Below are 26,521 nucleotides of genomic sequence, written 5' to 3' on the forward strand. Positions count from 1 at the left end.
TTTCTACCAGCGCCGCTCGAACCGGCGCCGAAGCACGATCGCGGTGATGTTCATGGCCATGAGGAAGACGAGCAGGATGATGATGGCGCCGGACATGCGCTCGACAAAGGCGCGTTCGGCCTCGTTTGCCCACATGTAGATCTGCACCGGCAGCGCGGTCGCCGGATCGAAAGGCGTCTTCGGATAGTCGGCGACGAAGGCGACCATGCCGATCAGAAGCAGCGGCGCTGTTTCGCCGAGCGCACGCGCCAGGCCGATGATGGTGCCGGTCAGGATGCCGGGGGCGGCAAGCGGCAGTATGTGCTGGAACACCATCTGCATCTTCGAGGCGCCAAGGCCAAGCGCTGCCGAGCGGATCGACGGCGGCACCGCTGCAAGGGCGGCGCGCGTCGCGATGATGATGGTCGGCAGCGTCATCAGGGTGAGCACCAGGCCGCCGACGAAGGCGGCCGAGCGCGGCATGCCGAGGAAGTTGATGAACACCGCGAGGCCAAGCAGGCCGAAGACGATCGATGGCACCGCCGCCAGATTGTTGATGTTGACTTCGATCAGGTCGGTAAAGCGGTTCTTCTTGGCAAATTCCTCGAGATAGATCGATGCGGCGACGCCGATCGGCAGCGCCAGGAGAAGCACGATCACCATCATGTAGAACGAGCCGATGATGGCCACGCCCATGCCCGACGTCTCAGGCCGGCTGGAGGCGCCATAGGTGAAAAGGCCGGTGTTGAAATGTTCGGCCATCGCGCCGTCGGTCTTGAGCTTGTTCATCCACTCGATCTGCTGGTCGGAGACCTTGCGGCGCGCCTCCTCGACGCCGAGATCGATCTGGCCCTTGAAGGCCGAGTCGAGATTGGCCGCCGCCAGTATATTGACGTCGCGCGTCGTGCCGATCACTGACGGATCGGCCATGACGATGTCGCGCAGCTGGACGCGGGCGCCTTCCGACAGGAAGCCCTTGAGCTTCAGCATCATCGGCTTGTTGGCCGGATCGATGCCGAGCTTGGCGACCAGCGCGCTGTCGGCAAGCTTGGGATAGTTCGCCTTGATCAGCACGCTCGGATCGGTGGCGCGCTTGTTCGACGGGTCAATGACCTTCTCGTCAAAAGTGATCGGCAGCGTCACCGTCGTCTGCCAGAAGGCCGTGTAGCCTTTCGAGACGATGGTGATCAGCATGATGGCCAGGAAGGCCAGGCCGACCGAGATCGCAATCATACCGTAGATGCGGAACCGGCGTTCGGCGGCATAGCGCGCCTTCAGCCCGATGTCGCGGCGCGGACGCGCAACCGCACCCGCCATCGTGTCCAGGGGAATGTCGGTCATTCGTACTGCTCCCGGTACTTGCGCACGATGTAGAGGGCGACGATGTTCATCACCAGCGTCAACGCGAACAGCGTCAGGCCGAGCGCGAAGGCGACCAGCGTCTGCGGCGAGTTGAACTCGAGGTCGCCGGTCAGCTGGTTGACGATCTTGACGGTGATGGTCGTCATCGCCTCGAATGGATTGGCGGTGAGATTGGCGGCAACGCCGGCCGCCAGCACGACAATCATCGTCTCGCCGATGGCGCGCGACGCCGTCAACAGGATGGCGCCGACGATGCCGGGAAGTGCGGCCGGCAGGATCACCCGCTTGATCGTCTCGGAGCGCGTCGCGCCGAGGCCGAGCGAGCCGTCACGCATGGCGCGCGGCACCGCGGTGATGATGTCGTCGGACAGCGAGGACACGACCGGGATCAGCATCACGCCCATCACCAGGCCGGCGGTGAAGATGCTCTGGCCCTGGATGAAGGGCGAACCGCCGGTGAGTGCCGCCGACAGGTCGCGCAGGAACGGTCCGAGCGTGACCACGGCGAAGATGCCGTAGACGATGGTCGGGATGCCGGCCAGCAGTTCCAGCGCCGGCTTGACCACCGAACGTACGCTGCGCGAGGCATATTCGGACATGTAGACCGCCGACATCAGCCCGACCGGCACGGCCACCACCAGGGCGACGGCGGCGATGTAGAGCGTGCCGGCGAGCAGCGGGATCAGGCCGAACTGGCCCTGGCTGCCGCCGGAGCCGGCGGCGGCGAAACGCGGATCCCACACGGTGCCGAAGAAGAAGCTCATCGGCGACACGCTTTCGAAGAAGGTGATGGTCTGGAACAGCATCGACAGCACGATGCCGACCGTGGTCAGGATGGCGATGGTCGACGCCGCGAGCAGCCCCCACAGCATCAGCCTCTCGACATTGTTGCGCGCCCTGGCGCGCGGCGCGATCTGCCGCAGCGCATAGAAGGCGCCTGCGACAGACAAGGCCAAGGTGACGACGGCGCCGAACAGGCCGAGCCTGTCCTGGACCGTGTTCGCATCGGCGGCGATCGGGATCATGTAATCCTGCGTATCGCTGGCCAGCGCCACGCCCTTGGCGATGAGCAGCGGCTGCAATTCAGTGAAGGTGGCGGGAAGCGGCGTGGCGGCATCGAGCCGGCGCAGGCCCTTGGCGAGGCTCTTCACCAAGCTGACGTCGAGCGCTTCGCTGGCGACCTTGGAGTCGACAGTGCGCTCGGGCAGGGCGGCGTGGATGTGCCGGTCAAGATAAAAGGACGAGCCGATGTCCCAGACGGCGAGCAGCAGGACGGCAGGCAGGACGGCGAGCAGAAAGGCCCACCAGCCGTGATAGTGGGCGCGCGAATGCGGCTTTACCTTGCCGGTATCGTGCGCCGCGGCGCGCTGGCGGCCGATCACGAAGGCGACCACGCCGATGACAACGACTATGGCGAGTACGAGCAAGGACGACATCACCCACCCCTGGGAAAGTTCAGATCGCCGCCGCCGTTGCGGCAAGCGGCGAAATCAGGGCGCGGATTTGGTCCGCGCCCCGATCCGGTCAGTCGATTACATGGTCTTTCCGGCGGCGAAGGCGTCGCGCTGGCTCTGACGCTCGGCGTCGGGAGCCGAAACCAGGCCGTACTGCGCGAGCGGGCTTTCCGGGCCGATCATCTGGTCGTCAAGGAAGAACTCGACATATTCCTTGAGGCCGGGGACGACGCCGAGATGCGCCTTCTTGACGTAGAAGAACAGCGGGCGCGACACCGGGTAGGTGCCGTCGGCGATCGTCTCGGTCGAAGGCACGATGCCTTTCACGGTGGCGACCTTCAGCTTGTCGGCATTGTTCTCGTAGAAGGCGAGGCCGAACACGCCGACGCCGGTCTTGTTGGAGTCGATGCGGGCGAGCGTCTCGGTGTAGTCGCCGTCGATGTCGACAGCCTTGCCGTCCTTGCGGATGGCGATACAGGTCTTGCCGATTTCCTTGTCGTCGGCGATGCCGGTGGCCTTCAGGGCGTCCTTGTCGCAGCCGGCGTCGAGCAGCTTGGTCTCGAACACTTCGCGGGTGCCGTGCTTTTCACCTGGGATGTAGGCGGCGATATCCCAGTCGGGCAGCTTCGGGTTGACCTGGCTCCACTTGGTGTTCGGATTGTCGACGAGCTTACCGTCAACGACCAGCTTGGCGGCGAGCGCCTTGTAGATGTCGGCCGGAACCAGCGCCCAATCCGGGCCCTTGATGTCGGTGGCGAAGACGATGCCGTCATAGCCGATGCGGACTTCCTGGACTTCCTTGACGCCGGCGTCGGCGCAGGACTTCAGTTCGTCCTTCTTGATCGGACGCGAGGAGTTGGCGATGTCGATGGTGTCTTCGCCGACGCCCTTGCAGAATTCCTTGATGCCGGCGCCGCTGCCGCCGGACTCGACCACCGGGGTCTTGAAGTTGGTGAAGGTTTCGCCGAACTGCTCGGCGACGATCTTGGCGTAGGGTAGCACGGTCGACGAACCGGCGACCTGGATCTGGTCGCGCGCGGCGGCGACACCCGACGATGCGGCGAGCGCAAGCGCCACGGCCGACGCCGTAACGAGGAATTTCTTCATGTGGCCTGCTCCTGTTCGGAATATGGTCTCTCGGCGCCCTCTTCAGCCGGCGCCCGCTGAGGCCAATAGCCTTCGATTATTACAGTCGCATGACAGTTTCGTGTCAGCCCGGTAACGCCGGATGGACGCACCGAAGGCTGCAGCCGGCCGGCCTCTTCCCGAGAGCCGCAGTTTGCCGCTGGAATCATAAGCTTGCGGGATTTTGCGCCGGCATTTGTCCCGGCAGATCGCAGGCTGCGATGCCGAGAAAGAAAAACCGGACGGGAGCGCGTTGCCCATGGCCAGAGCGTATCTTGGCCGAGCCATCGCCAAAAACAGGTCCGTTGGGGTAGATTTCGACGCTGTTTCTTTGTCGGCGGTCGCTTGCTCCCGCCCGTAACTGAATGAGCGGTTTCGTTGCCGCCATTTTCCCGACTGGGCGCAAGCTTTGATATGGTGCGATCGCACCATATCCCTGAACGTCGCGGCGCCGCCGAATCCCGGCGCCGATATCAGCTAGCCGGCGTCTCGTTGGGCTTCGCTCGCGATGCCGACCCAGCGTTCGACCTTTTCGAGCAACGCCTTCGGGCTGATCGGCTTGGGCAGATAGTCATCCATGCCGGCTTCCAGGCAGCGTTCGCGATCGCCCTTCAAGGCATGCGCGGTGACGCCGACGATCGGGATATGCGTGCCGCTCTCCTCCTCCAGCCGGCGAATCGCGGCGGTGGCTTCGAGCCCGTTCATCTCCGGCATCGAGACGTCCATCAGGATCATGCGCGGATTGAGGCGGCCAAACGCGTCGAGCGCCTTGCGGCCATTGCCGACGATCTCGAAGCTATAGCCGGTTTCACCGAGGATCTGGGTGAACACCATCTGGTTCACCTCATTGTCCTCGGCAACGAGGATGTCGAGCCCGCGCTCGTTGCCGACCGCCCGGGCGCGGGCGCGCACCGGCGGCGGATGCAACTGCGCCCGCTCGGATGCGGCCCGTGCCGGCGGCGTCGGCACCGGCTGCACCATCGCCTGGCCGGAGCTGCCGCTTGCTGCTTGTTCCTCACGGCCATCTGTCGTGCCGTGGCGATGGCGCTGAATGGTCGCGACCAGCGTCTCCAGCAGCACCGAGGAGCGCGCCGGCTTGATCAGCTGCGCGTCGATGCCGAGGTCGCGGTAACCGGTGTTGGCGAGCGACTGGTCGACCGAGGTCAGCATGATGATCGGCGTGTCGGCCAGCCCTGCGGTGTTGCGCACGATGCGCGCCATTTCGGCGCCGCTCATCCCCGGCATCTGGTAGTCGAGCACGACGCAGTCGACCGGCACGCCATAGGCAGCCGCGGCGACCAGCACCTTCAGCCCTTCGGCACCGCTTTCGGCGGCGCAGGAATCGAACGTCCACGACACCATCTGCTCGGTCAGGATCGAGCGGTTGACGGCATTGTCGTCGACAATCAGCACCCGCGCGCCGGTGACGTCCACGGGCATGATGCGCTGCCCCGTCTGCTGGCCGGCCCTGGGCAGCGTAACGGTGAACCAGAAGGTCGAGCCCTTGCCCTCAGAGCTCTCGACACCGATCTCGCCGCCCATCAGCTCGACAAGCCGCGAGGTGATGGCAAGGCCTAGGCCGGTGCCCTCATGGCGCCTAGTCGACGAGGTATCGACCTGATTGAACTTTTCGAAGACGGCCTTCAGCTTGTCCTCCGGAATGCCGATGCCGGTATCGGTGACCGAGATGGTGAACCTGGTTCCGGTCGCAACCCTTGTCCCCGTGACATCGACCAGCACATGGCCTTCGTCGGTGAACTTCACCGCATTGCCGAGCAGATTGGTGACGATCTGCCTGAAGCGGCCGACATCGCCGATGAACAGGCTTTCCAGGCCCGGCTCGACGCGCACGATCAGTTCGAGATCCTTCTCCTTGGCGCGTGTCGATACCAATGTCGCCACATCCTCGATCGCCTCGGGCAGGTTGAACGGCGCCGGGTCGAGTACGAGCTGGCCGGCATCGATCTTGGAGAAATCCAGGATGTCGTTGATGATGGTCAAAAGCGCGTTGCCCGACTTGACGATGATGTCGGTGAACGTCTTCTGCTTGGGGTCGAGGTCGGATTTAGCGAGCAGCTCGGCCATGCCCAGCACGCCGTTCATCGGCGTGCGGATCTCGTGGCTCATATTGGCCAGGAATTCCGACTTGGCGCGGTCGGCGAGCACGGCGCGCTGGCGTGCCTCGCGCAGCTCGGCCTCGCGCATCTTCAATTCGGTGATGTCGGTGGTCGATCCGATGAGATAGAGCGAACCGTCGGAGGCGATCATAGCGCCCTTGCGCGCGAACTGGTGGCGCACATTGCCGTCGGCAAGCGTCACCGTCTCCTCGATCTCCTGCGTCTCGCCGGTTCGCAGCACGGCCATATCGCCGGCGACGAAGGCCTCACCGTCGGCGCCGAAGATCTCGACGTCGGTCTTGCCGATCGCCTCCTCCTTGCTGAGGCCGGTCAGGTCGCACCAGCCCTTGTTGACGTAGAACTGGCGCAGGTCCGAGCGCTTGGCGTAGATCGAGACCGGCACGTTGTCGATGAGATTGCGGAACACCTCGTTCTCGCGCATGCTTTCTTCCAGCGCCTGCTCGCGCGCCTTGATCTCGGTGATGTCGGTGCTGGAGCCGACCAGATGCACCGACCCGTCGAGCGCCACCAGGCGGCTCTTGCGCGTCATCAATTGCCGCACCGTGCCGTCGCGGTGGGTGATGGGCTCCTCGATCTCCTTGACGCTGCCGGTGACAACGACCTCGGTGTCGTCATGGCTATAGCTTTCGGCATCGTCGGCTCCGAACAGCTGACGATCGGTGCGGCCGATGGCATCTTCCTTGGCCAGACCAGTAATCGCGCACCAGGCCTTGTTGACGAATTCGATGCTGAGGTCCTGCGCCTTGATGAAGGCCGCGACCGGCAATTCGTCCATGACGTGGCGGAACAGGTCGATCTGGCGCATCGAGTCCTGCAACGCCTTTTCGCGGCTCTTGATATCGGAAATGTCGACGCGCACGCCGATAAAGGTGCCGTCCTCGGTCCGCACGTCGTAGACCTGGTACCAGCGGCCGTCCGGATTTCGCCGTTCGTAGGATGAGGCGCGCAAATGGTAGCGGGCCAGGATGCCGTCGAGCCAGCGATCGGCATCGGTATCGTAGAGTGCGTCGAGTTCGCTGTCGCCGCTGGTGCGAAAATAGCCCGCCGAATGGCCGAGCTCAAGCGCTTCGCGGAAGCTGCAGCCCGGCCTCCATACCGGTTCGAGCGCCGGCAGGGTGTCCTGCATCTTGCGGTTGGCGAAAACGAACTTGTCGTCGCGATCGTAGATAATGACGGCAGCCGGCAACGATTCCAGCACGGTGGCAAGCTGCTTGCGCGCATCCTCCGCTTCCGTCTCGCGGCGCTTCATGTCGGAAATGTCGAACAGGAAACCGGCGACATAGTTGCGGCCGCTGGGCATGCCGACGCGGGTCTTGCGCACGATTCGCGACTGCCTGGCGCCCTCGACCTCGAAATTCTCCTCCACCTCGTAAGGTGTGCCGGTGACCAGCACGGCACGTTCGCTGTCCTCGAACAGCGCGGCGTCCTTCCCCGGCATGAAGTCGCCGCCAGGCCTGCCCAGCATCGCTTGCGGCGTCTGTCCAAACAGCGCGGAGAACGCCTCGTTGACGAAGACAAAGCGCAGATTGTCGTCCTTGACGAAGATCGGGTCTTCGACGGCGTTGATCACCGCTTCGGCCAGCCGCGATTTTTCCAGCGCCTCGGCAAGTTCGGCCTCGCGGTCTTTCATGTCGGTGACGTCGACATAGGAGATCAGCCGCTGGCCCCCGGCGAGCGGCGCCGTCGATGCAATGAGCGTGCGCCCGTCGTTGCGCGGCAATTGCCGGGAGCCTGCCACGCCGGCCATGATTTCGGCCTCGCGCTCTGCCATGTGGCGCTGCCATGTCGCGTCGTCGGTGCCGTAGGGGTCCGTGTCGCGGCTGGCCTGCATCAGCTCGCGGAAGCCGCAACCGATACCGGCGCGGTGCGGATCGATTTTCCAGAAATCATAGAAGGCGCGGTTGATCACCTCGGCGCGCATGTCCGCATCGAGGACAAGCACGCCGATCGGCATCTGGTCGACCATCGTGCGCAGATTGGCAAAGGTTTCGGCGGCCCTTGCGTTGGCGCTTTCGATTGCCGCATCGCGAAGCTTGAGCTCGGTGACGTCATAGTAGGTCAGCAACCGCTTGCCGCCGGACAGCGCCGTCACCGAGAACATCATCGTGCGGCCGTTGGCGTGGGTGAACTCGCGCGGCGCAACCGCGCCGGCGCGGATCTCCTCGATGCGGGTGGCGAGGTAATGCCGCCACTGCTGTTCATCGAGATCGCCATAGATGCCGTTGCGGCGGTTGAGCTCCATAAGGAGGCTGAACGGCGCGCCGATGGTGATGGCGCCGTCGGGAATCCTCGAGAGGTCGCGATAGGCCTTGTTGACGATGAGCGTGTCGAGCTTGGCGTCGAGCAGCACGACGCCCATATGCATGGCATCCATCGTCCGCTCGAGGTCGGCAAGATGCTGCGTGCTCTCACCCGCCGCCGGCGGCACCTGCCGAAGGTCGTCCAATGCACCGGCCAGCGCCGTGACGTTGCGGCCAATACCGCGATAGCCGGTGAATTCGCCCTTGCCGTCGAAACGTGGGGAGCCGGTGATCGAAACCCAGCGGCAGTCGGGACGGCCGCCCTTCAATTCATAGACGAAGTCGCGAAACGGCCGATGCGCCTGCAGATCCTCCAGATGCGCGGCGGCGTGTCTGTTGCCATGCACCATCTGCTTGAGGAAATCGAAGCGGAAGCGGCCAAGAATGCTGGCAGGGTCGATGCCGGTGGCGGCATGGTAATTCTCTGAAAGCCAGGAAAAGCGCAGTTCGGCGTCGGTCTCCCAGATCCAGTCGGCGTCGGCCTCGGCCAGTTCGCGCAGCGCTTCGGGAGCCCCGACGGACGTATCCTCGCCGTTCACAGCCCCTTTTCGGGAACCGCGTCCGCCGCGTGTTCCAACAGTCCCGTCAGCCATCCCGTTCCCACCCCGAAAGCCAAGGCCGAACCCTCTCGGTGGTTCGCCGGCGGAATGTGCCCGAGAAGCATTAATGATCCGCTAACCATAACGTATCCAGACTACGGACCAGATCCACATTGCCCTGCGGTATTCCGCCGGTTGTCGGCGCAACCCCGGCCGGGCTATAAGTCGGCAGGGGGTGTTGTAGATGACTGGTTGGATCGTGCCTTGTTTCCTGTGCTTGGCGCTGCTTGCGAGCGGCTGCGCGCGCAGCTATGACGGCACGGTTGTGATCCCGAAGCCGCTGGATATCAGGCGGGTCTGGGATCCCGATCCATCGCAGACCGAGGCCAGCAAGTTGCAGGCGGCAGCAGGCGTGTTTCCGACGCCGCCGCAAGAGCTGTACCGGCCGGCGGCACGCCGAAAGACGACAATTGTTGCGCCGAGACGGCATGTCAGGTCCAGCCCGCCCAGCATGGCTTCCGAACCGGCCAACCTGCTCACCTGCAAGAATGTCAGCCAACCCGGCAAACGCTACAAGATGGTCTGCGAATAGCCTGACGCATGTCGACCAAGCCGGGCATCGACAATGGCCGGGGCGGCGCCATGATCAGTCCCGCCTTATCTGCCCTTGCGGTTGAAACCTTTCTCCGCTGTCTCGCGTTGTGTCGGACAAAAGGAGACCGAAGATGTCTATTCACTTCACTGTCTCTGGCCTGACCAGGAACCTGTTCCACTCGCTGGGGCTGGACCATCAATGGGCGCCGAGACCCCTCGACCCCGAGCACAGCCTGCTGCTGGAATGCTACCTTGCGGGCCAGATTCCCGAATCCGCCTGGGCCGACTACGTTTTCGAGACACCGGACCTGCAGCGGCATGTCGACATAAGGCGCCGGCACAACTGAGTGACCTATTGCTTGGGCGAGGCGAACTGCATGGTGAAGACATTGCCCGCGACGCCTTGGACAAGCTTGGGCGAGAAGCTCAGCGGCAGACATTTCTGCAGAGCCGTGGTTGCGGCGTCGACAAACGCCTTCTTGGCATTGGCGTCGCCATCGACCTTGATCGCCGTCGGGCGCGACGGACCGATCGACGTGCCGTCGCGCTTGAAGCTAAAGCTCAAGGTAACGCTGGCATTTCCGGCATCGGTCGGTGGCGTCCAGCACGCCTGGATCGCATTGCCGACCTCCGTCATGGTGTCGAGCGACGCGGCATTGGACGGGTAGCCTCCAGCCAACACAACACCGGCAATCGCAAACAATGCCGCCACGCCTTTCATGGCAAAGCTCCTCGTACCCCGGCCGCCAAGCATGATGGTAGGGTCGACGCCGGCAATGGCAATATGCCTGATGTCAGACTTTATGGCGGAGCGCGGGGACGCGTCTTGTGGCGCATCGGCGAAAAGCAAAAGGCCGGCATTGCGCCGACCTTTCCTTCCACTTTGGCGCCAGTACATCCGTGGTCGCGGGGTGGATTGCCCTCAATAGACAGGGCTTTGGTTAACGAATCCTTAGCTTTGCGCGCTGGCCTGTGATTTCACATAGGCGATATAGCCTCTGACATCGCCTGCCGGCTCGGCATAGGCCTTGCCGAGTTTCTTCTCGATCGCCGCGACATACTCCTTCGCCCATTTGGGCAGCGGGTAGTCGATGACGGCCAGGAATTCGAGCGTCGATGCCAGGCGGATGTCGGCGATCGACGGGTGCTTGCCGCCGATGAACGGCTTGCCGTCCCGGAAGAAGGAGTGAAATACCTCCAGCGGCTCGGCAATCGCGGCCATGGCAGCCTTCTGCGCCTCGGATTTCTTCTCCGGATGCGCGTCGCTGTGGCCGACCTCGCCGGCATATTGCGGGAAGCCGAGCGCCGGATAGGTTGCGCGCGCCACATAGGGGTAGAGCGTGCCGATGAGATAGAACATGGCGCTGTCGACCATCGCCCGCTTGGCCGGCGCCTTGGGATAGAATTTCTCCAGCCCGTGCTTGTTGGCGAGATACTGCATGATGGCGCAGCTTTCCCACAGCACCCCTCTGGGCAGCCCCTTGTCCTCGATCATCGGCGTCAGATGCGCCGGATTGCGCGCCATATATTCGGGCGAGCGCGTATGACCCCAAGCATCGGTCTCGGCGGCGTCGAACCCGGCCGCGCGCGCAAACACACGGACCGTCATGTTGTTGACGCTCGGCTTCAGCATGCTGATCTTCAGCGCCGGTTTTTTCGCCGCCTTGGCCTTGGCGGCCTTTGGCGCGGCCTTTTTGGCTACCGCCTTGGTCGCTGCTTTTGCAGCCGGCTTCGCCGCAGGCTTGGCGGCGGCTTTCGTCGTTGCCTTGGCTGCTGATTTCCCAGCGCTCTTCGCTGTCTTTGCCATTGTGGTTCTCCCCTTTTGTTGGCCGTCAGTATGGATTCTTCGGCATCCGGTCGTCCGACAAGGTCGCGCGTGACCATTCGACCAGCGTCTGGATCGCATCGGCAAGATGCACTTCGGCGATGTTGTAGTCGCCGCGCGCGACGCGCAGCTTGTGCGCCTGCATCAACACGTCGGCATGGGTGAAGCCGGTCGGCGGTTCGAAGCGGTAGGACGCCAACTCGATCAAAAGGCCGAGCGGATCCTCGAAATAGATCGAATCCATGAAGCCGCGATCCTTGACGCCGCTGTGCTTGATGGCGCGCTCGTCCAGCCGGGCGACCGCCTGCACGAAGGTGACGCGCGACACGGCAAAGGCGATGTGGTGGACGCAGCCCGGCTCGGTCGGCGTGCGCCGCGCCACCGCCGTGCGGCTCTCGTCGGTGAAGATGGTGATCAGCCTTCCGTCGCCCGGATCGAAATAGAGGTGGCTTTCCTTGGGCTTGTCGAGATTGGGCTGCTCGAAGATGAACGGCATGCCAAGCACGCCCTCCCAGAAATCGATGGAGGTCTGGCGCCCGGCGCCGACCAGCGTGATGTGATGGACGCCCTGCGATTGCAGTTTCTGCATCGGTCTCCTCCTCGCCGGCCCTCGCCTTCCGGGGCGAGGTTAGATCCTGCCACGTAGCGCTATCGCCGAACGCCATGCGTGCGGCGGATGTGCATGCCTGGCGGCTTTTCCCAATCTGTTCCCCGGCGTTCTGCGCGCCGCAACGAGCCCTTTGGCAAGGGCCTCGAACAATGATGCTAGTGCAATTGGCAGCGACGCGCCAGAAGCGACGATGTCGACCAGCGCATGGTAGTGAAGATGAAAAGAGCCAAGCCTTCAAGGCTGCTGGATATTCCCTAGGCGACAGCTCTGAACTCGGCTTCCGCCAATGTGCCCAGGCCCCCGCATTCAGCGCATGCCATGGTCTGCCCCGGGCAGCCGGCCCGATGCGTCCCTTGCGGGCAGCAATACCCTTTTGACGCGTACCATCTGGAGCAATCGAAAATCTTCCCGCTGCCGTGGCAATGCGGGCATGTCATTTTCACCGAGGTCATTACCACTCTACCCGACCCAAATCCGCGTTGCCGCAGATGCTATCCCCGCACCGCAAGTAACAGAGATTCCTGCGCTTTCAAGCCTCGAGACCTGACTTAAATTGGGTGTATCCGGGTGCACGGACTGGCCGGGTTTCGCTGATGCCGCCGACCCTCGCGATCAAACGCGATCCGCACGACGGCTTGCCTGAAAATTGTCGAGGGAAGAAACGGCGGAGCCGTTGCTTGGTACGTCCAAGGGGAATCGAACCCTGTTCCCGCCGTGAGAGGGCGTATGCCTTGGCGGCACCTCTTCGCCATTGCCCGCCTTTGTCTTTTATCTGTTCCCAGTGCCATGGCGTCCGCGTTCGACCCGCGCTTCGGGCGACCATTTACGGCGGGGCTCATACCGACGGGTCGCGGTAGCTATGTGCCAGCAGGCTCAATTTCTCTGACCGATCTGCTACGCCGCTATGACGCTGCGCAGGACCACACGATGAGCCGGGAGGAAGTTATCGCCGGCTACGCCGCGTAACTTTTGATGGACAATGGCCCGCTGCCTCATGGTGGCGGGCTTTTCATTTGGCGGTGGGGACTAGCGGGCAAAACGCCGTCGCTTTCGAGTGTCAGCAGATGTGGTAAGGTTGATTGTCGGCAAGTAGCAGAGGTCCAGCAACAATGACTTTGAGACGAACCAGAGCTTACGGCGCGTCCAGCTTGGTTCTGGCGGTTTGCATTGTATTTGCTTGGCAGAACGCTGCTGCCGCTCAAAATTGCGACGCAGCCGCGACGCCTGGCGTCAATTGGCAGGACTGTGACAAAAAGCTTCTCATCCTAAAGGGACAGGACTTGAGCGGGGCGAACCTGATCGGTGTTGATTTCACTTCGACCGACCTCAGGAACAGCAATCTCCTTGCGGCAAATTTTGAGAAGGCAACGCTTGTGCGTGCTTCCCTGGCCGACTCGACCGCCAAAGGCGCCCGGTTCGACAAAATCGAGGCCTACAGGACCGACTTCAGCCATATGGACGCGCAGGGCGCTGTGTTTACGGGCGCAGAAGTGCAGCGCTCGAATTTCCAGGACGCCAATCTGACCAATGTTGATTTCACAAAGGCGGAATTGGGGCGAGCGCAGTTCCATGACGCCGATATCAGCGGCAGCCGCTTTTCGTTTGCCAATCTCGCGCGGGCGGACTTCCGAGGAGCGACGTTCACCGCGCCGATAGACTTTGACCGAGCTTTTTTCTTTCTGACCCGTATCGAGGGCCTCGATCTTTCCAATTCGGCGGGTCTGTCCCAGTGGCAGCTCAACATGGCTTGCGGAGACGCCCGGACCGAGTTGCCTTCTGGCTTGACGAGGCCTGAAGATTGGCCCTGTAGCGAGCCATAGGCTCGGCGCCGAGTCCATTGACGGTGGCGGACTCTTTTGTTCTCCCGTCCCACTCCAGCCGTTCTTCTATTGCCCGAATTGCCGAGCCGCCGGCCGCGATGACAAGCGCATCGGCCTGATACACCACACGCTGTCCGCGCCCTATTCCGAATGGCCGCGCAAGCGGGAAGAATGGCGCGAGAGCGTCGGGCGGGCGCGCGCATAGGCGAGCACCGCCACAGCGAAGCGCCAATGCGCGGGAGGCGCGTCGGCGGTGCAGGATGGTGGGGGCGGGGGACCACGTACTGGGTGGAGCTTCTGCACCACACTGTCGAAACGGTCCACTTTCAAATACGACGAGAAGGCGCAATAATCACATTGATCGGCCATGTGTAGATTGACCCTTGCTCTTGCCTTCGTGCTCACCTGTAGCCCCGTGTCCGCAGGAGAGCATTGGTTTGCTCATGACGGCGACACGCTATGGCATGACAAGAACCGAGTTCAGCTGCTCGGTATCGATGCCCCCGAACTTTCGCAGACGTGTTTCGATGCCGCTGACAAGATCTGGCCCTGCGGCAGGTATGCGCGCGACCACATTCGCAATCTCATTGCTATAGGGGATGTATCTTGCACCATCGAAGGCAAGGACCGCAATGACGACGATGTCGGTGTCTGCTTCGCGGGGAGCATCGATCTCGGGCGAGACCTGGTGAAACACGGATTGGCGGTCACTGACAAACAAGCGCCGCGATACCTTGCCGAAGAGCGCGAAGCCCGCGTTGCCAAACGTAACTTGTGGGCAGGGACCTTTATCGATCCCGGCGAATATAGACGGGGTGGACGCTGAGAGCTGCTATCGCCGCCGTGCGTTCACTCATGTCTTCGGAGTCTCACACGGGCACCACAGCCATTCTCGGGGATGAACTCGACGCCGGCCGCGCCGCCCGGAAATCTGCAATTCACGCATCACGCGGTGACGCCGGAGCTCGGAAGCCGGTAGGGCCAGACCTTTATGATGTCAGCCGGCAGCGCCAAAATGCGGCCCACGGGACTCATATTCGACCGTTATTTGACGGTTTTGGCTGAGCCGCAGCTAGATGATTGAAATCCTTGGTACGCCCAAGGGGAATCGAACCCCTGTTCCCGCCGTGAGAGGGCGGTGTCCTGACCGCTAGACGATGGGCGCGTTCAAGAACCGGCGATATAGGCTGACGGTTTGGAAAAAGCAACTGGGCTTCGAGCAGCCGGACCGCTTCTGTGGAATGTCGGTTTGCAGACCTAGTGTTTCGGCTCGATCAGGTCCCAGAGATTGCCATAGAGATCGGCGAAAACCGCCACCGTGCCATAGGGCTCATGGCGCGGCGTCTCGCGAAAGTCGACGCCGTTTTCGAGCATCGCCGCATGGTCTTTGGCAAAATCATCGGTTTCGAGGAAGAAAGCCACCCGGCCGCCGGTCTGGTCGCCGATGCGGCTTTTCTGCAAATCGTCCGACGCTTCCGCCAGAAGCAGCCGCGGAGCTTGCCCGGCCGTCGGCGTTACCGTCACCCAGCGCTTGCCGTCACCGAGATTGATGTCGTCGCAGAGCGCAAAGCCAAGCTTGCCGACATACCAGGCAATCGCCTCGTCATAGTCGGCGACGACGAGGGTGACGGTGGCAATGCGGCGGCTTTCAGCAAACCCGGTCATATCAGCGGCAAACTTGTTTGTCCGCGCGGCAAACTTGTTTGTCCGCACGGCAAACGTTTTTGCTGCGTCAGCCGCCTCATTTGTTGCGGATGGCGAAGCGGCCGATGATGCGGCGTTCGGCGATGTCGTAGATGAAAATGGCGCGGCTGCCGTCGCTGAGTTCGGCGTCGATCGAGATGCGATTGCCCGACAGCGCCTGGCTGATCACCTTGGCTCCCACCGGCAGCACGATGTCGGCCGCGAGCGGCTCGCCGGGCGGTACTGGAATGTCGTTGGCGAGCGGCGGGTTCGTGGGCGGCGCTTTGCGCGATTTGTAGACAATGGCCGCGATCACCACCATAAGGGCCAGCAATAGCAGGCCGAGGTTGATGGCCATGAAGCGGATGAGCCTGCCGCGCACCTTTTCGATCTCGGGGTCGAGCGGCTTTTCCTGATCTTCGTCGTCGGCGGGCCGGGCCATGGCAGAACATTCCGGAACGGTTTCGATGAGCGCTCATAACGAAGAGACCAGACAATTCATAGAGGCGGAGCCAACCGTGCTCGAAGCCGGCGCGGAAGCGGCCGGCCAGCGCCTCGACCAGTGGCTGGCGACCGCCCTTGGCCCCGATATGTCGCGCAGCCGGGTGCAGATGCTGATCCGGCAGGGCGCTGTCACGATCGACGGCAAGCCTGTCGATGAGACCAAACGCAAGATGGCAGCCGGCGAGCGCGTATCGGTCGTCATGCCCGAGCCGGAGCCGGCGGAGCCGCAAGGCGAGAACATCGCGCTCAACGTGCTCTATGAAGACGATGAGCTGATCGTCATCAACAAGCCGGCCGGCCTCGTCGTCCATCCAGGCGCCGGCAACTGGACCGGCACGCTGGTCAACGCCCTGATCCACCATTGCGGCGACAGTCTTTCCGGCATTGGCGGCGTCCGGCGCCCGGGCATCGTCCACCGCCTCGACAAGGAGACCAGCGGCGTCATGGTGGTAGCCAAGACCGACCGCGCCCATAAGGCGCTGTCGGAAGCCTTTGCTGACCACGGCCGCACCGGCGATCTCGAACGCGCCTATCTGGCGCTGGTCTGGGACATCCCGCCGCGGCCGACGGGAACGGTAGACGCGCCGCTCGGCCGCGCCGCCGACCGCGTGCGCCGCGCCGTGGTGCCGGAAGGCCGCGACGACGCCCGCCACGCCGTCACCCATTTCACCGTCAAGGAGCGTTTCGGCGAGGACCAGCAGGAGTTCGCCACCGCCAGCCTGGTCGAATGCCGGCTCGAGACCGGCCGCACCCACCAGATCCGCGTCCACATGGCCCATATCGGCCATCCCGTCATCGGCGACCCCGATTACGGCCAGGCCTTCCGCACCAAGGCCAACCGGCTGCCCGAACCGCTGAAAAGCCAGGTCAAGGCCTTTTCTCGCCAGGCTTTGCATGCCTGGCTCCTTGCATTTCGTCACCCGGCTACCCATCTATCGATGAGGTTCGAGGCGCCGATACCGGGGGACATGGAGGAACTCGTCGGCGGCTTTCGCAAGGTCTGAACCGGTCATCTAAAACCTGAGCGGCATTGTTCACTTTGGCGTGACACACTGTTTCGTGTTGAACAAATGCCTGTCTTTTCTGGTTTTGTTCCTGTATAAAACACCTGTCGCGGGCGAGCCTTTTGGTGCTCGCGTCACATGCCCGCCGCGTTTCGGGGGCATCACTCCAATAGAGAGGGGGCGCTATCATGGCCCAGTCACTACCCAGTATCGTTTCCGGCGAAGGCGGCCTCAGCCGCTACCTGGAAGAAATCCGTCGCTTTCCCATGCTTCAGCCGCAGGAAGAGTACATGCTCGCCAAGCGTTACGCCGAGCATGAAGACACGTCCGCCGCACACAAGCTCGTCACCAGCCACCTTCGGCTCGTCGCCAAGATCGCCATGGGCTATCGCGGCTACGGCCTGCCGATCGGCGAAGTGATCTCGGAAGGCAATGTCGGCCTGATGCAGGCCGTCAAGAAATTCGAACCCGAGCGTGGCTTCCGCCTCGCGACCTACGCCATGTGGTGGATCAAGGCCTCGATCCAGGAATACATCCTGCGCTCGTGGAGCCTGGTCAAGATGGGCACGACCGCCAACCAGAAGCGCCTGTTCTTCAACCTGCGCAAGGTGAAGGGCAAGATCCAGGCGCTCGACGATGGCGATTTGAAGCCCGATCAGATCACCGAGATCGCCACCCGGTTGAACGTCTCCGAAGCCGAAGTCGTGTCGATGAACCGCCGCCTGTCGGGCGACGCTTCGCTCAACGCGCCGATCCGCGCCAGCGAAGGTGAATCCGGCGAATGGCAGGACTGGCTGGTCGACGACCACGAAAGCCAGGAAGATATGCTGATCGAGCAGGACGAGCTGGAAAACCGGCGCGGCATGCTGTCGGGCGCGCTTGCCGTGCTCAACGATCGCGAGCGGCGCATCTTCGAGGCTCGTCGCCTCGCCGAAGAGCCGCTGACCCTGGAAGAGCTGTCGGCCGAGTTCGACATCAGCCGCGAGCGCGTGCGCCAGATCGAGGTGCGCGCCTTCGAGAAGGTGCAGGACGCCGTCAAGGCCGCCGCCAAGCGCCAGATGCAGGCCCTGCGCACGATCGAGGCGCAGCCCGCGGCATAAGGCCAGGTTCGGTTACGAAACAACAGGCGGCGTCGGGAAACTGGCGCCGCTTTTTGTTTGGCGAAGCCGGCGACAGAGCCCCTTTCTCCCCGTCACTCCACGGGGAGAAATGTCCGGCAGGACAATGAGGGGCGGCGCTGGCGCTGCGAGATTTTCAGAGCATCACAGCCGGGCGCGATTGTCGCGAACACTGGCGCTGCCCCTCATCCGGCTGCCGCCACCTTCTCCCGTATAGTGACGGGGAGAAGGGAACTAAACTAATCTCAAAACCCATCCAGCGGAAACTTCAGGTAGCGCCTGCCATTGGCTTCCGGCTCGGGCAGCCGCCCGCCATTCATGTTGACCTGCAGCGCATGCAGGATGAGCCGCGGCATCGGCAGGGTCCGGTCGCGCGCTTCGCGCAAGGCGACGAACTCGGCCTCGGTACGCGCCGCAACCAGGTGGATATTCTTCGCCCTCTGCTCCGCCACCGTACTCTCCCAACGCGGCTCGCGGCCACCCTCCTGGTAATCGTGGCCAACGAAGACGCGCGTGTCGTCCGGTAATGCCAGGATGCCCTGGATCGAGCGCCACAGCCGCGCAGCACTACCGCCGGGAAAATCTGCCCTTGCCGTGCCGCTATCGGGTATGAACAGCGTATCGTGGATGAAGGCGGCATCACCTATGACATAGGTGATCGAAGCCAGCGTGTGGCCGGGCGAAAACAGCACCGTGACCGGAAGGCTGCCGATCCGAAAGGTATCGCCTTCGCCAAACAGCCGGTCCCACTGCGAGCCGTCGGCGGGAAAATCCGGCCAGTTGTAGATCGCCTTCCACAGGTTCTGGACCTCGACCACCCTGTCGCCGATCGCCGTCGGCACGCCGGTCTTCTCATGAAGATGATGTGCCGCCGAGAAATGATCGGCATGCGGATGGGTATCGAGGATCCACTCGAGTTCCAGTCCGTTTGCCTGGATGAAGTCCAGCAAGGCATCGGCGCTTTTCGTCGCCGTCGCGCCGGACCTCTCGTCGAAATCGAGGATCGGGTCGATGATGGCGCAGCGCTTCGTCGCCGGATCGGCGACGACATACTGTATGGCTCCGGTCGGCTTGTCGTAAAAGCCGCTGACCAGCGGCTTGGCCAAAGCTGCGTCCAATTTCCGACCCCCTGCCCCTGGCTCCGGCAGGAATGATTTTTTCTGCCGGAGTGAACAACCAGCATGGTCATCTGGCAAGGCGCACCCGTCAAGCACGCCTTGCCCGGAAACAGGAAAAAATCGAAACGACCCGGGCCGAGAAAACCTAGGCGGACGGCTGCTTGGTCTTCCTGAGATAGGGCAGGATCGTGTCAAAAGCGCCGAAGCGCTTGATCGCATCCTCGTTGGAGACGGCGGCGGTGATGATCACGTCCTCGCCCTGCTTCCAGTTCGCCGGCGTCGCCACCTGGTGTTTGGCGGTGAGCTGCATGGAATCGACGGCGCGCAGGATCTCGTCGAAGTTGCGGCCGGTGGTCATCGGATAGGTCAGCACCAGCTTGATCTTCTTGTCCGGCCCGATGACATAGACCGAGCGCACCGTGGCGTTGTCGGCCGGCGTGCGGCCTTCCGACGTCTCGCCGGCGCCCGCCGGCAGCATGTCATAGAGCTTGGCCACCTTGAGGTCCTTGTCGCCGATCAGCGGGTAGTTCACCGTCTGGCCGGTCGCCGTCTTGATGTCGGCCTGCCACTTGTCGTGGCTCGCAACGGGATCGACGGAAATGCCGATGACCTTGACGTTGCGCTTCTTGAACTCGCCCTCGAGCCCGGCCATCGTGCCAAGCTCGGTCGTGCAGACCGGGGTAAAATTCTTCGGATGGCTGAAAAGGATCGCCCAGCCGTCGCCGACCCAGTCATGGAAATTGATCGTCCCTTGCGTCGTCTCGGCGGTGAAGTCCGGCGCGATGTCGTTGATACGAAGGCTCATAGCACATTTCCCCTGCAACAGATTTCGTGAGGAGCGGCACCAAGGCGGCAGCCACGCTCCGGCATTGCCGCATCTTAACGCATAAATCGCGGCTGCGAGACAATAGGAAACTCTTGCCGGCGACGGAACGGGCACTTTCGTTCTACGGACCCGGCATCGGCCCCGACAAATCTTTCGTTTCTATTGGAAAAGGCTGCGCTCAGGCCTTGTTGACCGCGAGCGACGTGGCCAGGTCTTCCATGCGCTGGGCGAGCGCGCCGAGCGCGCTGGTCAACACCGTGTCGTTCTTGTCTGCCTTGGTCAACGCTTCGTCGCGCGTCTTGCGCAGCGTCTGCACCTCGGTCTCCATGCCCTTGACGCGCTTCTGCAGCTCGGAAAGCTCGTCCATCACCATGATGCCGGCCATCACCGTCAGCCGCTGGTCGCCGATCTCGCCGAATGAATCCTTCAGATGCGAGACATAACGATCGAAGCGTTCGGCCAGATCGATCAGATGCTCTTCCTGGCCTTCGTCGCAGGCCATGCGGTACTGCTTGCCGTCGATGGAAACCGTGACCTGTGCCATGGCCTGCAGCTCCTATCTGTCCAGCACCGCGCGGATGGTTTCCATGGCGGTCACCAGGCGGCGCGACACTTCCTTGTTGGCATCTTCCAGCCGTTCGGCGCGGGCTTCGGAATTGTCGAGTTCCTGCGCCAGCCGGGAACGGTCGGCGTTCATCCGCTGCACTTCGGCCTCGGCTTCGGAGTAGTCGCGCTCATGCTCAAGCTTGGCCGCGACGGCATTTTCCAAGCCCTCGATGGCCTTGCCCAGCCTGTGGATGACTTCCTTGAGTGTGGTTTCCCCGGTCATGGCCTTCGTCCTGCCCTGCCCATCACCGAATCGCTCGCGTTCAGAACGCGTTATCCCGGAAACATTAGGCACCGGGTGAAGGCAACGTCAACAAAGCTCTCGCGACTGTCCCCCGCTAACGCTAATGCAGGCCTCCCCCCGCCATCACAAGACCGGCAAATGTGCAGCCGATTTGTTGACTAAAAGCCCGCGCCTGCTATGTGTCGCGCACCCTTTCCAGGGCTCTGCCAAGCCCGCAAATCCCCACCCCGGAGGTACCATGACGTCGCGTGAACAACATGACCGGATGGCCAATGCGATCCGTTTTCTCGCCATGGACGCTGTCGAAAAGGCCCAGTCCGGCCACCCCGGCCTGCCCATGGGCTGCGCCGACATCGCCACCGTGCTGTTCACGAAGTTCCTGAAATACGATCCGAAGAACCCCCATTGGCCGGACCGCGACCGTTTCATCCTGTCGGCCGGCCACGGCTCGATGCTGCTCTATTCGCTGCTGCATCTGACCGGCTACGAGGACATGACGATCGACCAGATCAAGCATTTCCGCCAGCTCGGTTCCAAGACCGCGGGCCATCCAGAATACGGCCATGCCACCGGCATCGAGACGACGACCGGCCCGCTCGGCCAGGGTCTCGCCAATTCAGTCGGCTTCGCGCTCGGCGAGCGCATCATGAACGCCGCCTTCGGCAACGACCTCGTCGACCACTACACCTATGTACTGGCCGGCGACGGCTGCCTGATGGAAGGCGTGTCGCAGGAAGCCATCGCGCTGGCTGGCCACCTCAAACTGAACAAGCTGATCGTCTTCTGGGACAACAACAACATCTCGATCGACGGGCCGGTCTCGCTCGCCGACAACACCGACCAGGTCGCCCGCTTCCAGGCCTCCGGCTGGAATGCCAGCCACATTGACGGCACCGATCCCGAAGCCATCGCCTATGCCATCGAGGCCGCCCGTCATTCCGACAAGCCGACTATGATCGCCTGCAAGACGACCATCGGCTTCGGCGCACCGACCAAGGCCGGCACCAACAAGGCGCACGGCTCTCCGCTCGGCGCCGACGAGATCGCCGGCGCGCGCAAGTTCTTCAACTGGGACTCGCCGCCTTTCGAGATTCCGGCCGACATCCTCGACGCCTGGCGCACCGCGGGCAAGGCCGGCGCCAAGCCGCGCACCGACTGGGAAGGGCGCCTGGCCAAGGCCGACGCCAAGCTCAAGGCAGAGTTCGAGCGCCGCCTCGCCGGCAAGCTGCCCTCCAACTTCGATGCCGTCATCGCCGACTACAAGAAGAAGCTGTCGGCCGACAAGCCGAAGGTCGCCACCCGCAAGTCCTCGGAAATGGCGCTGGAAATCATCAACGGCGCCGTGCCCGAGACCATCGGCGGCTCGGCCGACCTGACCGGCTCCAACAACACCAAGACCAGCCAGACCAAGAACATCACGCCCGACGATTACGGCCAGCGTTATGTCCATTACGGCATCCGCGAGCATGGCATGGCCGCCGCGCTCAACGGCCTGACGCTGCATGGCGGCCTGATCGCCTATGGCGGCACCTTCATGTGCTTCTCCGACTATGCCCGCCCGTCGATGCGCCTGGCTTCGCTGATGGGCATCCGCTCGATCTTCGTCATGACCCATGATTCCATTGGTCTGGGCGAAGACGGCCCGACCCACCAGCCGGTCGAGCATCTGGCGGCCCTGCGCGCCATCCCAAACCACAATGTCTTCCGTCCGGCCGACGCGGTGGAAACCGCGGAATGCTGGCAGATCGCCATTGAGACGGAAAAGACGCCGTCGACGCTGGCTCTGACCCGCCAGAACCTGCCGACGGTGCGCACCGAATTCTCGGCCAAGAACCTGAGCAGCCAGGGCGCCTATGAACTGGCCGCGGCCAGCGGCGAGGCGGCGGTGACGATCTTCGCCACCGGCTCCGAGGTCGAGATCGCGCTCGCCGCCCGTGACCTGCTTGAAAAGCACGGCCACCCGACCCGCGTCGTGTCGGTGCCTTGCTTCGAGCTGTTCGACCAGCAGAGCGACGCCTATCGCAAGAAGACCATCGGCAGCGCGCCGATCAAGATGGCGATCGAAGCCGGCATCCGCCAGGGCTGGGATCACCTGATCGGCTCCGACGGCATCTTCATCGGCATGCACGGCTTCGGCGCCTCCGGCACCATCGAACAGCTTTACCCGCATTTCGGCATCACCGCCGAAGCCGCGGCCAAGGCAGCGGAAGCCCGCCTGCACAGCAAGTAATACCAAAGTCGGCCCCGCGAACCGCTTAAGGCTATTTTGCGGGACTGGACCAACCTAATCGATTTAAATTCGGCCTTCTGCGGCTGGATTCTTGTGCCGTCCGCCGCTATGAAGCTGCGGACCCATCTGCCGCCTTCAGCTCCCAGGGAGAGTAAAATGACCGTCAGAGTTGCCATCAACGGATTTGGCCGCATCGGCCGCAACATCCTGCGCGCCATCCACGAATCCGGCCGCAAGGATATCGACGTCGTCGCCGTCAACGATCTCGGCCCGGTCGAGACCAACGCGCATCTGCTGCGCTATGACAGCGTGCACGGCCGCTTCCCGCACGAAGTCTCGGTGTCCGGCGACCAGATCACGGTCGGCAAGGAGACTTTCAAGGTCACCGCGATCAAGGACCCGGCGCAGCTGCCGTGGAAGGAACTGGGCGTCGACATCGCGCTCGAATGCACCGGCATCTTCACCGCCCGCGACAAGGCCGCCGCGCACCTGACCGCCGGCGCCAAGCGCGTGCTGGTCTCGGCGCCTGCCGAAGGCGCCGACCTCACCGTCGTCTACGGCATCAACCACGACAAGCTGAACAAGGACCACATCGTCATCTCGAATGCGTCCTGCACCACCAACTGCCTTGCGCCGCTGGCTGCCGTGCTGCACGAGACCGTCGGCATCGAAAAGGGCATGATGACGACGATCCACTCTTACACGGGCGACCAGCCGACGCTGGACACCATGCACAAGGATCTCTACCGCGCCCGCGCCGCAGCACTCTCGCAGATCCCGACCTCGACCGGCGCCGCCAAGGCGATCGGCCTCGTCCTGCCCGATCTCAAGGGCAAGCTCGACGGCATCTCGATCCGCGTGCCGACGCCGAATGTCTCGGTCGTCGACTTCAAGTTCATCGCCAAGCGCGCCACGACCGTGCAGGAGATCAACGAAGCGGTGATCGCCGCCTCCAACGGCAAGCTCAAGGGCATTCTCGGCGTCACCCATCACCCGAACGTCTCGATCGACTTCAACCACGATCCGCGCTCCTCGATCATGGCGCTCGACCAGACCAAGGTCATGGACGGCAACTTCGTTTCGGTGCTGTCCTGGTACGACAATGAGTGGGGCTTCTCGAACCGCATGGGCGACACCGCGGTCGCCTTCGGCAAGACCATCGCCTGATTGCAGGCTCTAGATTTAGTCTCATAGCTTCAAACGCCCGGCTTTGTCCGGGCGTTTTCGTTTGCAGCGCTCATCCTTTTGTCCTCCACGGGCGGAGCAAGGAGCGTAGCGACGCAGCGCAGACCCGAGGATGCATGCCGCGACCTCCAGAGCGTTGCTTCGATCTGGAATTCTCCTCCGATGCACTCGACGACCAATGGATCCCGGGGTCTCCACGACGGAGCTTCGCACCTGCTACGCCCCGGGATGACGAAGTTGCAAGCCTCGGCCAAAAAACCACGCTCCCGCCTTGCGCTGGCCATGCCTTCGCCCCACTCTCCCGTAAATCGGAAGAAGAGGAATTCGAGGGGGCAAATCACGGATGGAGCATGCGATCTATCTCGTCACGCTGGTCGGCACAGCGCTTGTTGTCGCCGCAGCGTTCTCGAGCCTGATCGCCTTCCGCTTCGGCGCTCCGCTGCTCCTCCTGTTCCTCTGCATCGGCCTCGCCGCCGGCGCCGACGGTCTCGGCATCGAATTCGACAATGCGCGCCTGGCTTATTTTGCCGGCTCATTGGCGCTGGCGGTCATCCTGTTCGATTCCGGTTTCGGCACACCCCTCAACGCGCTGCGCCAGGCGGCCGGGCCGGCGCTGTCATTGGCGACTTTCGGCGTGCTTCTGACCACCGGCCTGTTCGGCGCCGCCGCCTACTATCTGCTCGATCTCAGCTGGCTGGAATCCTTTCTGCTTGGTGCTGCCGTCGCCTCGACCGACGCGGCCGCGGTGTTCTTCCTGCTGCGCGCCGGCGAGATCAATCTGCGCGAGCGCGTGCGGGCGACACTCGAAGTCGAATCCGGCACCAACGACCCGATCGCCATCTTCCTGACCATCACGCTGGTCGAGATCATCGCCGCCCACGCCAATCCCGAGACCCATATGCTGGTCACCGACCTGATCCTCGGCTTCCTGCTCAATATGGGCCTCGGCGCCATTGTCGGCGTGCTTGGCGGCCTCGGCATAGTGCGCCTCGTCGACCGGCTCAATCTCGACCACGGCCTGCTGCCGATCTTCGTGCTGACCTTGTCCTTGATGGTGTTCGCCGCCGCCGGCGCCATCGGCGGGTCGGGTTTTCTGGCGGTCTATCTCGCTGGTCTGATTGCCGGCAACTCCGACATCCGCGCCGTCACAATCCTGAAGCGCTTCCAGGACGGCATGTCGTGGCTGGCGCAGATCATCATGTTCCTGATCTTGGGGCTGTTCGCGACGCCCTCGCAATTCCCGGCGATCCTGGTGCCGGCAGTGCTGCTTGGCCTGTTCCTGATGTTTGTCGCGCGGCCGGTCGCCGTCTGGCTCTGCCTGATCCCGTTCCGTCTGCCGCGCCCCGAGGTCGCGTTCGTGTCTTGGGTCGGGCTGCGCGGCGCTGTGTCGATCCTGCTTGCGATCACGCCGCTGCTCGGCGGACTGGAGAACGGCCGCGTCATCTTCAACACCGCCTTCATCATCGTGCTGGTGTCGCTGGTGGTGCAGGGTTGGACGGTCGGGCCGCTGGCGCGCCGGCTCGGCCTGATCGTGCCCGCGAGGCTCGGGCCGCTGGACAAGGTCGAGCTCGAACTGCCGGGCTCGGCCCATCACGAGTTGCTCGCCTACCGTGTCGCCCCCGGCAGCCCGGTGGCGCGCGGCGAGCGCATCCCGCGCTGGGCACGGCCCTCGCTGGTGCTGCGCGACGGCCGCTCGATGCGCTTCCAGGACATGGGCCGGCTCGCCGCCGGCGACCAGGTCTACATCTTCGTCCCCGACCGCTATCCGCGCCTGCTCGACAAGCTGTTCGCCAGCCGTGCGGTGGTCGACCCCGAGGATGCCGATTTCTTCGGCGCCTTCGCCGTCGATCCTGCCCGTTCGGCCGAGGAACTGGAGGCCGCCTATGGGCCGGGCCTGAGCGAAGCCGAGCGCAGGCTGACTGTCGGCGCCTTGGTCACGGCGCGTCTCGGCGGCCATGCCGAATATGCCGACCGTGTGCTGATCGGCCCGATCGAGCTGATCGTCCGCGACGTCGACGACAAGGGCAAGATTACGGGCCTCGGCCTGTCCTTCGAGCCGACCGCCCCGGTGGCACGGGTGCCGGTCTTCCTCAGTGCCGGCGAGATCGGCGACCGTGTCGTTGCCTTCATCCGCAACTGGCGCAGGCCGACGGGGACGCATGTCGCGGAGGCTCCGGCTGAGGAGAAGCCGTCCTCGGAGCCTGCCGCGGAAAAGGCAGGGACCGAGAGCTGACCACGATCCGTCTGGCCGCCAACC

22 protein-coding genes and 1 tRNA gene are annotated in these 26,521 nt (G+C 63.3%); 9 read left to right on the forward strand and 14 right to left on the reverse strand.

Going from position 1 to position 26,521, the window contains the following annotated elements; translation table 11 throughout:
• Positions 1-3: 3 nt before the first annotated feature.
• The 4 genes from pstA to ACWGTI_RS06475 form a co-directional block, all read right to left on the reverse strand.
• A complete protein-coding gene (gene pstA / locus ACWGTI_RS06460; protein ID WP_454573122.1) occupies positions 4-1,320 on the reverse strand; it encodes a phosphate ABC transporter permease PstA in 1,317 nt (438 codons plus the stop codon).
• The gene (gene pstC / locus ACWGTI_RS06465) at positions 1,317-2,777 is read right to left on the reverse strand and encodes a phosphate ABC transporter permease subunit PstC (protein WP_454586302.1); all 1,461 of its coding nucleotides are present in this window, start codon (positions 2,775-2,777) and stop codon (positions 1,317-1,319) included. The genes pstA and pstC overlap by 4 nt, the downstream gene beginning before the upstream one ends.
• 96 nt (positions 2,778-2,873) lie before the next feature.
• Positions 2,874-3,902 carry a substrate-binding domain-containing protein gene (locus ACWGTI_RS06470; protein ID WP_454586303.1) on the reverse strand — a complete coding sequence of 343 codons (1,029 nt, stop codon included), beginning with the start codon at positions 3,900-3,902 and terminating at the stop codon, positions 2,874-2,876.
• Positions 3,903-4,397: 495 nt separating this feature from the next.
• The gene (locus tag ACWGTI_RS06475) at positions 4,398-8,951 is read right to left on the reverse strand and encodes a PAS domain-containing protein (protein WP_454586304.1); all 4,554 of its coding nucleotides are present in this window, start codon (positions 8,949-8,951) and stop codon (positions 4,398-4,400) included.
• A 190-nt stretch (positions 8,952-9,141) separates the two neighbouring features.
• On the opposite strand from ACWGTI_RS06475, the gene ACWGTI_RS06480 reads away from it, so the two are divergent.
• Positions 9,142-9,489 (forward strand): hypothetical protein, encoded by a 348-nt coding sequence (locus ACWGTI_RS06480; RefSeq protein ID WP_454586305.1) that lies wholly within the window; start codon positions 9,142-9,144, stop codon positions 9,487-9,489.
• 133 nt (positions 9,490-9,622) lie between these two features.
• Positions 9,623-9,838 carry a hypothetical protein gene (locus tag ACWGTI_RS06485; protein ID WP_454573117.1) on the forward strand — a complete coding sequence of 72 codons (216 nt, stop codon included), beginning with the start codon at positions 9,623-9,625 and terminating at the stop codon, positions 9,836-9,838.
• Positions 9,839-9,843: 5 nt separating this feature from the next.
• Here ACWGTI_RS06485 and ACWGTI_RS06490 read toward each other — a convergent pair whose 3' ends face one another.
• The 3 genes from ACWGTI_RS06490 to ACWGTI_RS06500 all read right to left on the reverse strand — a co-directional run bounded on the left by ACWGTI_RS06490 (position 9,844) and on the right by ACWGTI_RS06500 (position 11,905).
• Positions 9,844-10,212, reverse strand: coding sequence for a hypothetical protein (locus tag ACWGTI_RS06490; RefSeq protein WP_454586306.1), 369 nt, complete (start codon positions 10,210-10,212; stop codon positions 9,844-9,846).
• Between the two features lie 231 nt (positions 10,213-10,443).
• On the reverse strand, positions 10,444-11,298 hold the full coding sequence (locus ACWGTI_RS06495) for a glutathione S-transferase family protein (RefSeq protein WP_454586307.1): 855 nt from the start codon (positions 11,296-11,298) through the stop codon (positions 10,444-10,446).
• Positions 11,299-11,323: 25 nt separating this feature from the next.
• Positions 11,324-11,905 carry a VOC family protein gene (locus ACWGTI_RS06500; RefSeq protein ID WP_454586308.1) on the reverse strand — a complete coding sequence of 194 codons (582 nt, stop codon included), beginning with the start codon at positions 11,903-11,905 and terminating at the stop codon, positions 11,324-11,326.
• Positions 11,906-13,035: 1,130 nt separating this feature from the next.
• On the opposite strand from ACWGTI_RS06500, the gene ACWGTI_RS06505 reads away from it, so the two are divergent.
• The gene (locus tag ACWGTI_RS06505) at positions 13,036-13,746 is read left to right on the forward strand and encodes a pentapeptide repeat-containing protein (RefSeq protein ID WP_454586309.1); all 711 of its coding nucleotides are present in this window, start codon (positions 13,036-13,038) and stop codon (positions 13,744-13,746) included.
• Between the two features lie 376 nt (positions 13,747-14,122).
• Positions 14,123-14,572, forward strand: coding sequence for a thermonuclease family protein (locus ACWGTI_RS06510; protein ID WP_454586310.1), 450 nt, complete (start codon positions 14,123-14,125; stop codon positions 14,570-14,572).
• A gap of 264 nt (positions 14,573-14,836) precedes the next feature.
• Here the strand turns inward: ACWGTI_RS06510 and ACWGTI_RS06515 are convergent.
• From ACWGTI_RS06515 to ACWGTI_RS06525, 3 genes are all read right to left on the reverse strand, one after another.
• Positions 14,837-14,911: transfer RNA gene (locus tag ACWGTI_RS06515), tRNA-Glu, on the reverse strand.
• A 92-nt stretch (positions 14,912-15,003) separates the two neighbouring features.
• Positions 15,004-15,411 (reverse strand): VOC family protein, encoded by a 408-nt coding sequence (locus ACWGTI_RS06520; RefSeq protein WP_454586311.1) that lies wholly within the window; start codon positions 15,409-15,411, stop codon positions 15,004-15,006.
• A 76-nt stretch (positions 15,412-15,487) separates the two neighbouring features.
• On the reverse strand, positions 15,488-15,871 hold the full coding sequence (locus ACWGTI_RS06525) for a fimbrial protein (protein WP_454573109.1): 384 nt from the start codon (positions 15,869-15,871) through the stop codon (positions 15,488-15,490).
• 25 nt (positions 15,872-15,896) lie between these two features.
• On the opposite strand from ACWGTI_RS06525, the gene ACWGTI_RS06530 reads away from it, so the two are divergent.
• Complete coding sequence (locus tag ACWGTI_RS06530; RefSeq protein ID WP_454586312.1) at positions 15,897-16,937, forward strand: RluA family pseudouridine synthase; 1,041 nt, start codon at positions 15,897-15,899, stop codon at positions 16,935-16,937.
• Positions 16,938-17,125: 188 nt separating this feature from the next.
• Positions 17,126-18,037 (forward strand): RNA polymerase sigma factor RpoH, encoded by a 912-nt coding sequence (gene rpoH, locus ACWGTI_RS06535; protein WP_142869964.1) that lies wholly within the window; start codon positions 17,126-17,128, stop codon positions 18,035-18,037.
• A gap of 263 nt (positions 18,038-18,300) precedes the next feature.
• Here rpoH and ACWGTI_RS06540 read toward each other — a convergent pair whose 3' ends face one another.
• The 4 genes from ACWGTI_RS06540 to ACWGTI_RS06555 all read right to left on the reverse strand — a co-directional run bounded on the left by ACWGTI_RS06540 (position 18,301) and on the right by ACWGTI_RS06555 (position 20,828).
• Positions 18,301-19,173 (reverse strand): MBL fold metallo-hydrolase, encoded by an 873-nt coding sequence (locus ACWGTI_RS06540; RefSeq protein WP_454586313.1) that lies wholly within the window; start codon positions 19,171-19,173, stop codon positions 18,301-18,303.
• Between the two features lie 145 nt (positions 19,174-19,318).
• On the reverse strand, positions 19,319-19,978 hold the full coding sequence (locus ACWGTI_RS06545; protein ID WP_454586314.1) for a peroxiredoxin: 660 nt from the start codon (positions 19,976-19,978) through the stop codon (positions 19,319-19,321).
• Positions 19,979-20,177: 199 nt separating this feature from the next.
• Complete coding sequence (locus ACWGTI_RS06550) at positions 20,178-20,543, reverse strand: cell division protein ZapA (RefSeq protein WP_023670127.1); 366 nt, start codon at positions 20,541-20,543, stop codon at positions 20,178-20,180.
• Between the two features lie 12 nt (positions 20,544-20,555).
• On the reverse strand, positions 20,556-20,828 hold the full coding sequence (locus ACWGTI_RS06555) for a DUF4164 domain-containing protein (RefSeq protein WP_023670128.1): 273 nt from the start codon (positions 20,826-20,828) through the stop codon (positions 20,556-20,558).
• Between the two features lie 259 nt (positions 20,829-21,087).
• Here ACWGTI_RS06555 and tkt point away from each other — a divergent pair, with 259 nt between their 5' ends.
• From tkt to ACWGTI_RS06570, 3 genes are all read left to right on the forward strand, one after another.
• Positions 21,088-23,079, forward strand: a complete 1,992-nt coding sequence (gene tkt, locus ACWGTI_RS06560; protein ID WP_454586315.1) for a transketolase — start codon at positions 21,088-21,090, stop codon at positions 23,077-23,079.
• Between the two features lie 156 nt (positions 23,080-23,235).
• Positions 23,236-24,246 (forward strand): type I glyceraldehyde-3-phosphate dehydrogenase, encoded by a 1,011-nt coding sequence (gap, locus tag ACWGTI_RS06565; protein ID WP_454586316.1) that lies wholly within the window; start codon positions 23,236-23,238, stop codon positions 24,244-24,246.
• A 361-nt stretch (positions 24,247-24,607) separates the two neighbouring features.
• Entirely contained in the window at positions 24,608-26,497 is a 1,890-nt protein-coding gene (locus ACWGTI_RS06570) for a potassium/proton antiporter (RefSeq protein WP_454586317.1), read from the forward strand.
• Positions 26,498-26,521: the final 24 nt, after the last annotated feature.

The organism is Mesorhizobium sp. ArgA1, assembly GCF_053714375.1.

Excerpts from the sequence above, each read along its gene's own strand:
- ACWGTI_RS06570 (WP_454586317.1), top strand. The coding sequence starts at position 24,608 with ATGGAGCATGCGATCTATCTCGTCACGCTGGTCGGCACAGCGCTTGTT.
- ACWGTI_RS06500 (WP_454586308.1), bottom strand. The coding sequence starts at position 11,905 with ATGCAGAAACTGCAATCGCAGGGCGTCCATCACATCACGCTGGTCGGC.
- ACWGTI_RS06475 (WP_454586304.1), bottom strand. The coding sequence starts at position 8,951 with ATGGCTGACGGGACTGTTGGAACACGCGGCGGACGCGGTTCCCGAAAA.
- ACWGTI_RS06495 (WP_454586307.1), bottom strand. The coding sequence starts at position 11,298 with ATGGCAAAGACAGCGAAGAGCGCTGGGAAATCAGCAGCCAAGGCAACG.
- ACWGTI_RS06520 (WP_454586311.1), bottom strand. The coding sequence starts at position 15,411 with ATGACCGGGTTTGCTGAAAGCCGCCGCATTGCCACCGTCACCCTCGTC.
- ACWGTI_RS06470 (WP_454586303.1), bottom strand. The coding sequence starts at position 3,902 with ATGAAGAAATTCCTCGTTACGGCGTCGGCCGTGGCGCTTGCGCTCGCC.
- ACWGTI_RS06490 (WP_454586306.1), bottom strand. The coding sequence starts at position 10,212 with ATGAAAGGCGTGGCGGCATTGTTTGCGATTGCCGGTGTTGTGTTGGCT.
- ACWGTI_RS06485 (WP_454573117.1), top strand. The coding sequence starts at position 9,623 with ATGTCTATTCACTTCACTGTCTCTGGCCTGACCAGGAACCTGTTCCAC.
- pstC (WP_454586302.1), bottom strand. The coding sequence starts at position 2,777 with ATGTCGTCCTTGCTCGTACTCGCCATAGTCGTTGTCATCGGCGTGGTC.
- ACWGTI_RS06545 (WP_454586314.1), bottom strand. The coding sequence starts at position 19,978 with ATGAGCCTTCGTATCAACGACATCGCGCCGGACTTCACCGCCGAGACG.
- ACWGTI_RS06480 (WP_454586305.1), top strand. The coding sequence starts at position 9,142 with ATGACTGGTTGGATCGTGCCTTGTTTCCTGTGCTTGGCGCTGCTTGCG.
- ACWGTI_RS06530 (WP_454586312.1), top strand. The coding sequence starts at position 15,897 with ATGAGCGCTCATAACGAAGAGACCAGACAATTCATAGAGGCGGAGCCA.
- ACWGTI_RS06550 (WP_023670127.1), bottom strand. The coding sequence starts at position 20,543 with ATGGCACAGGTCACGGTTTCCATCGACGGCAAGCAGTACCGCATGGCC.
- ACWGTI_RS06555 (WP_023670128.1), bottom strand. The coding sequence starts at position 20,828 with ATGACCGGGGAAACCACACTCAAGGAAGTCATCCACAGGCTGGGCAAG.
- tkt (WP_454586315.1), top strand. The coding sequence starts at position 21,088 with ATGACGTCGCGTGAACAACATGACCGGATGGCCAATGCGATCCGTTTT.
- ACWGTI_RS06525 (WP_454573109.1), bottom strand. The coding sequence starts at position 15,871 with ATGGCCCGGCCCGCCGACGACGAAGATCAGGAAAAGCCGCTCGACCCC.
- pstA (WP_454573122.1), bottom strand. The coding sequence starts at position 1,320 with ATGACCGACATTCCCCTGGACACGATGGCGGGTGCGGTTGCGCGTCCG.
- rpoH (WP_142869964.1), top strand. The coding sequence starts at position 17,126 with ATGGCCCAGTCACTACCCAGTATCGTTTCCGGCGAAGGCGGCCTCAGC.
- gap (WP_454586316.1), top strand. The coding sequence starts at position 23,236 with ATGACCGTCAGAGTTGCCATCAACGGATTTGGCCGCATCGGCCGCAAC.
- ACWGTI_RS06505 (WP_454586309.1), top strand. The coding sequence starts at position 13,036 with ATGACTTTGAGACGAACCAGAGCTTACGGCGCGTCCAGCTTGGTTCTG.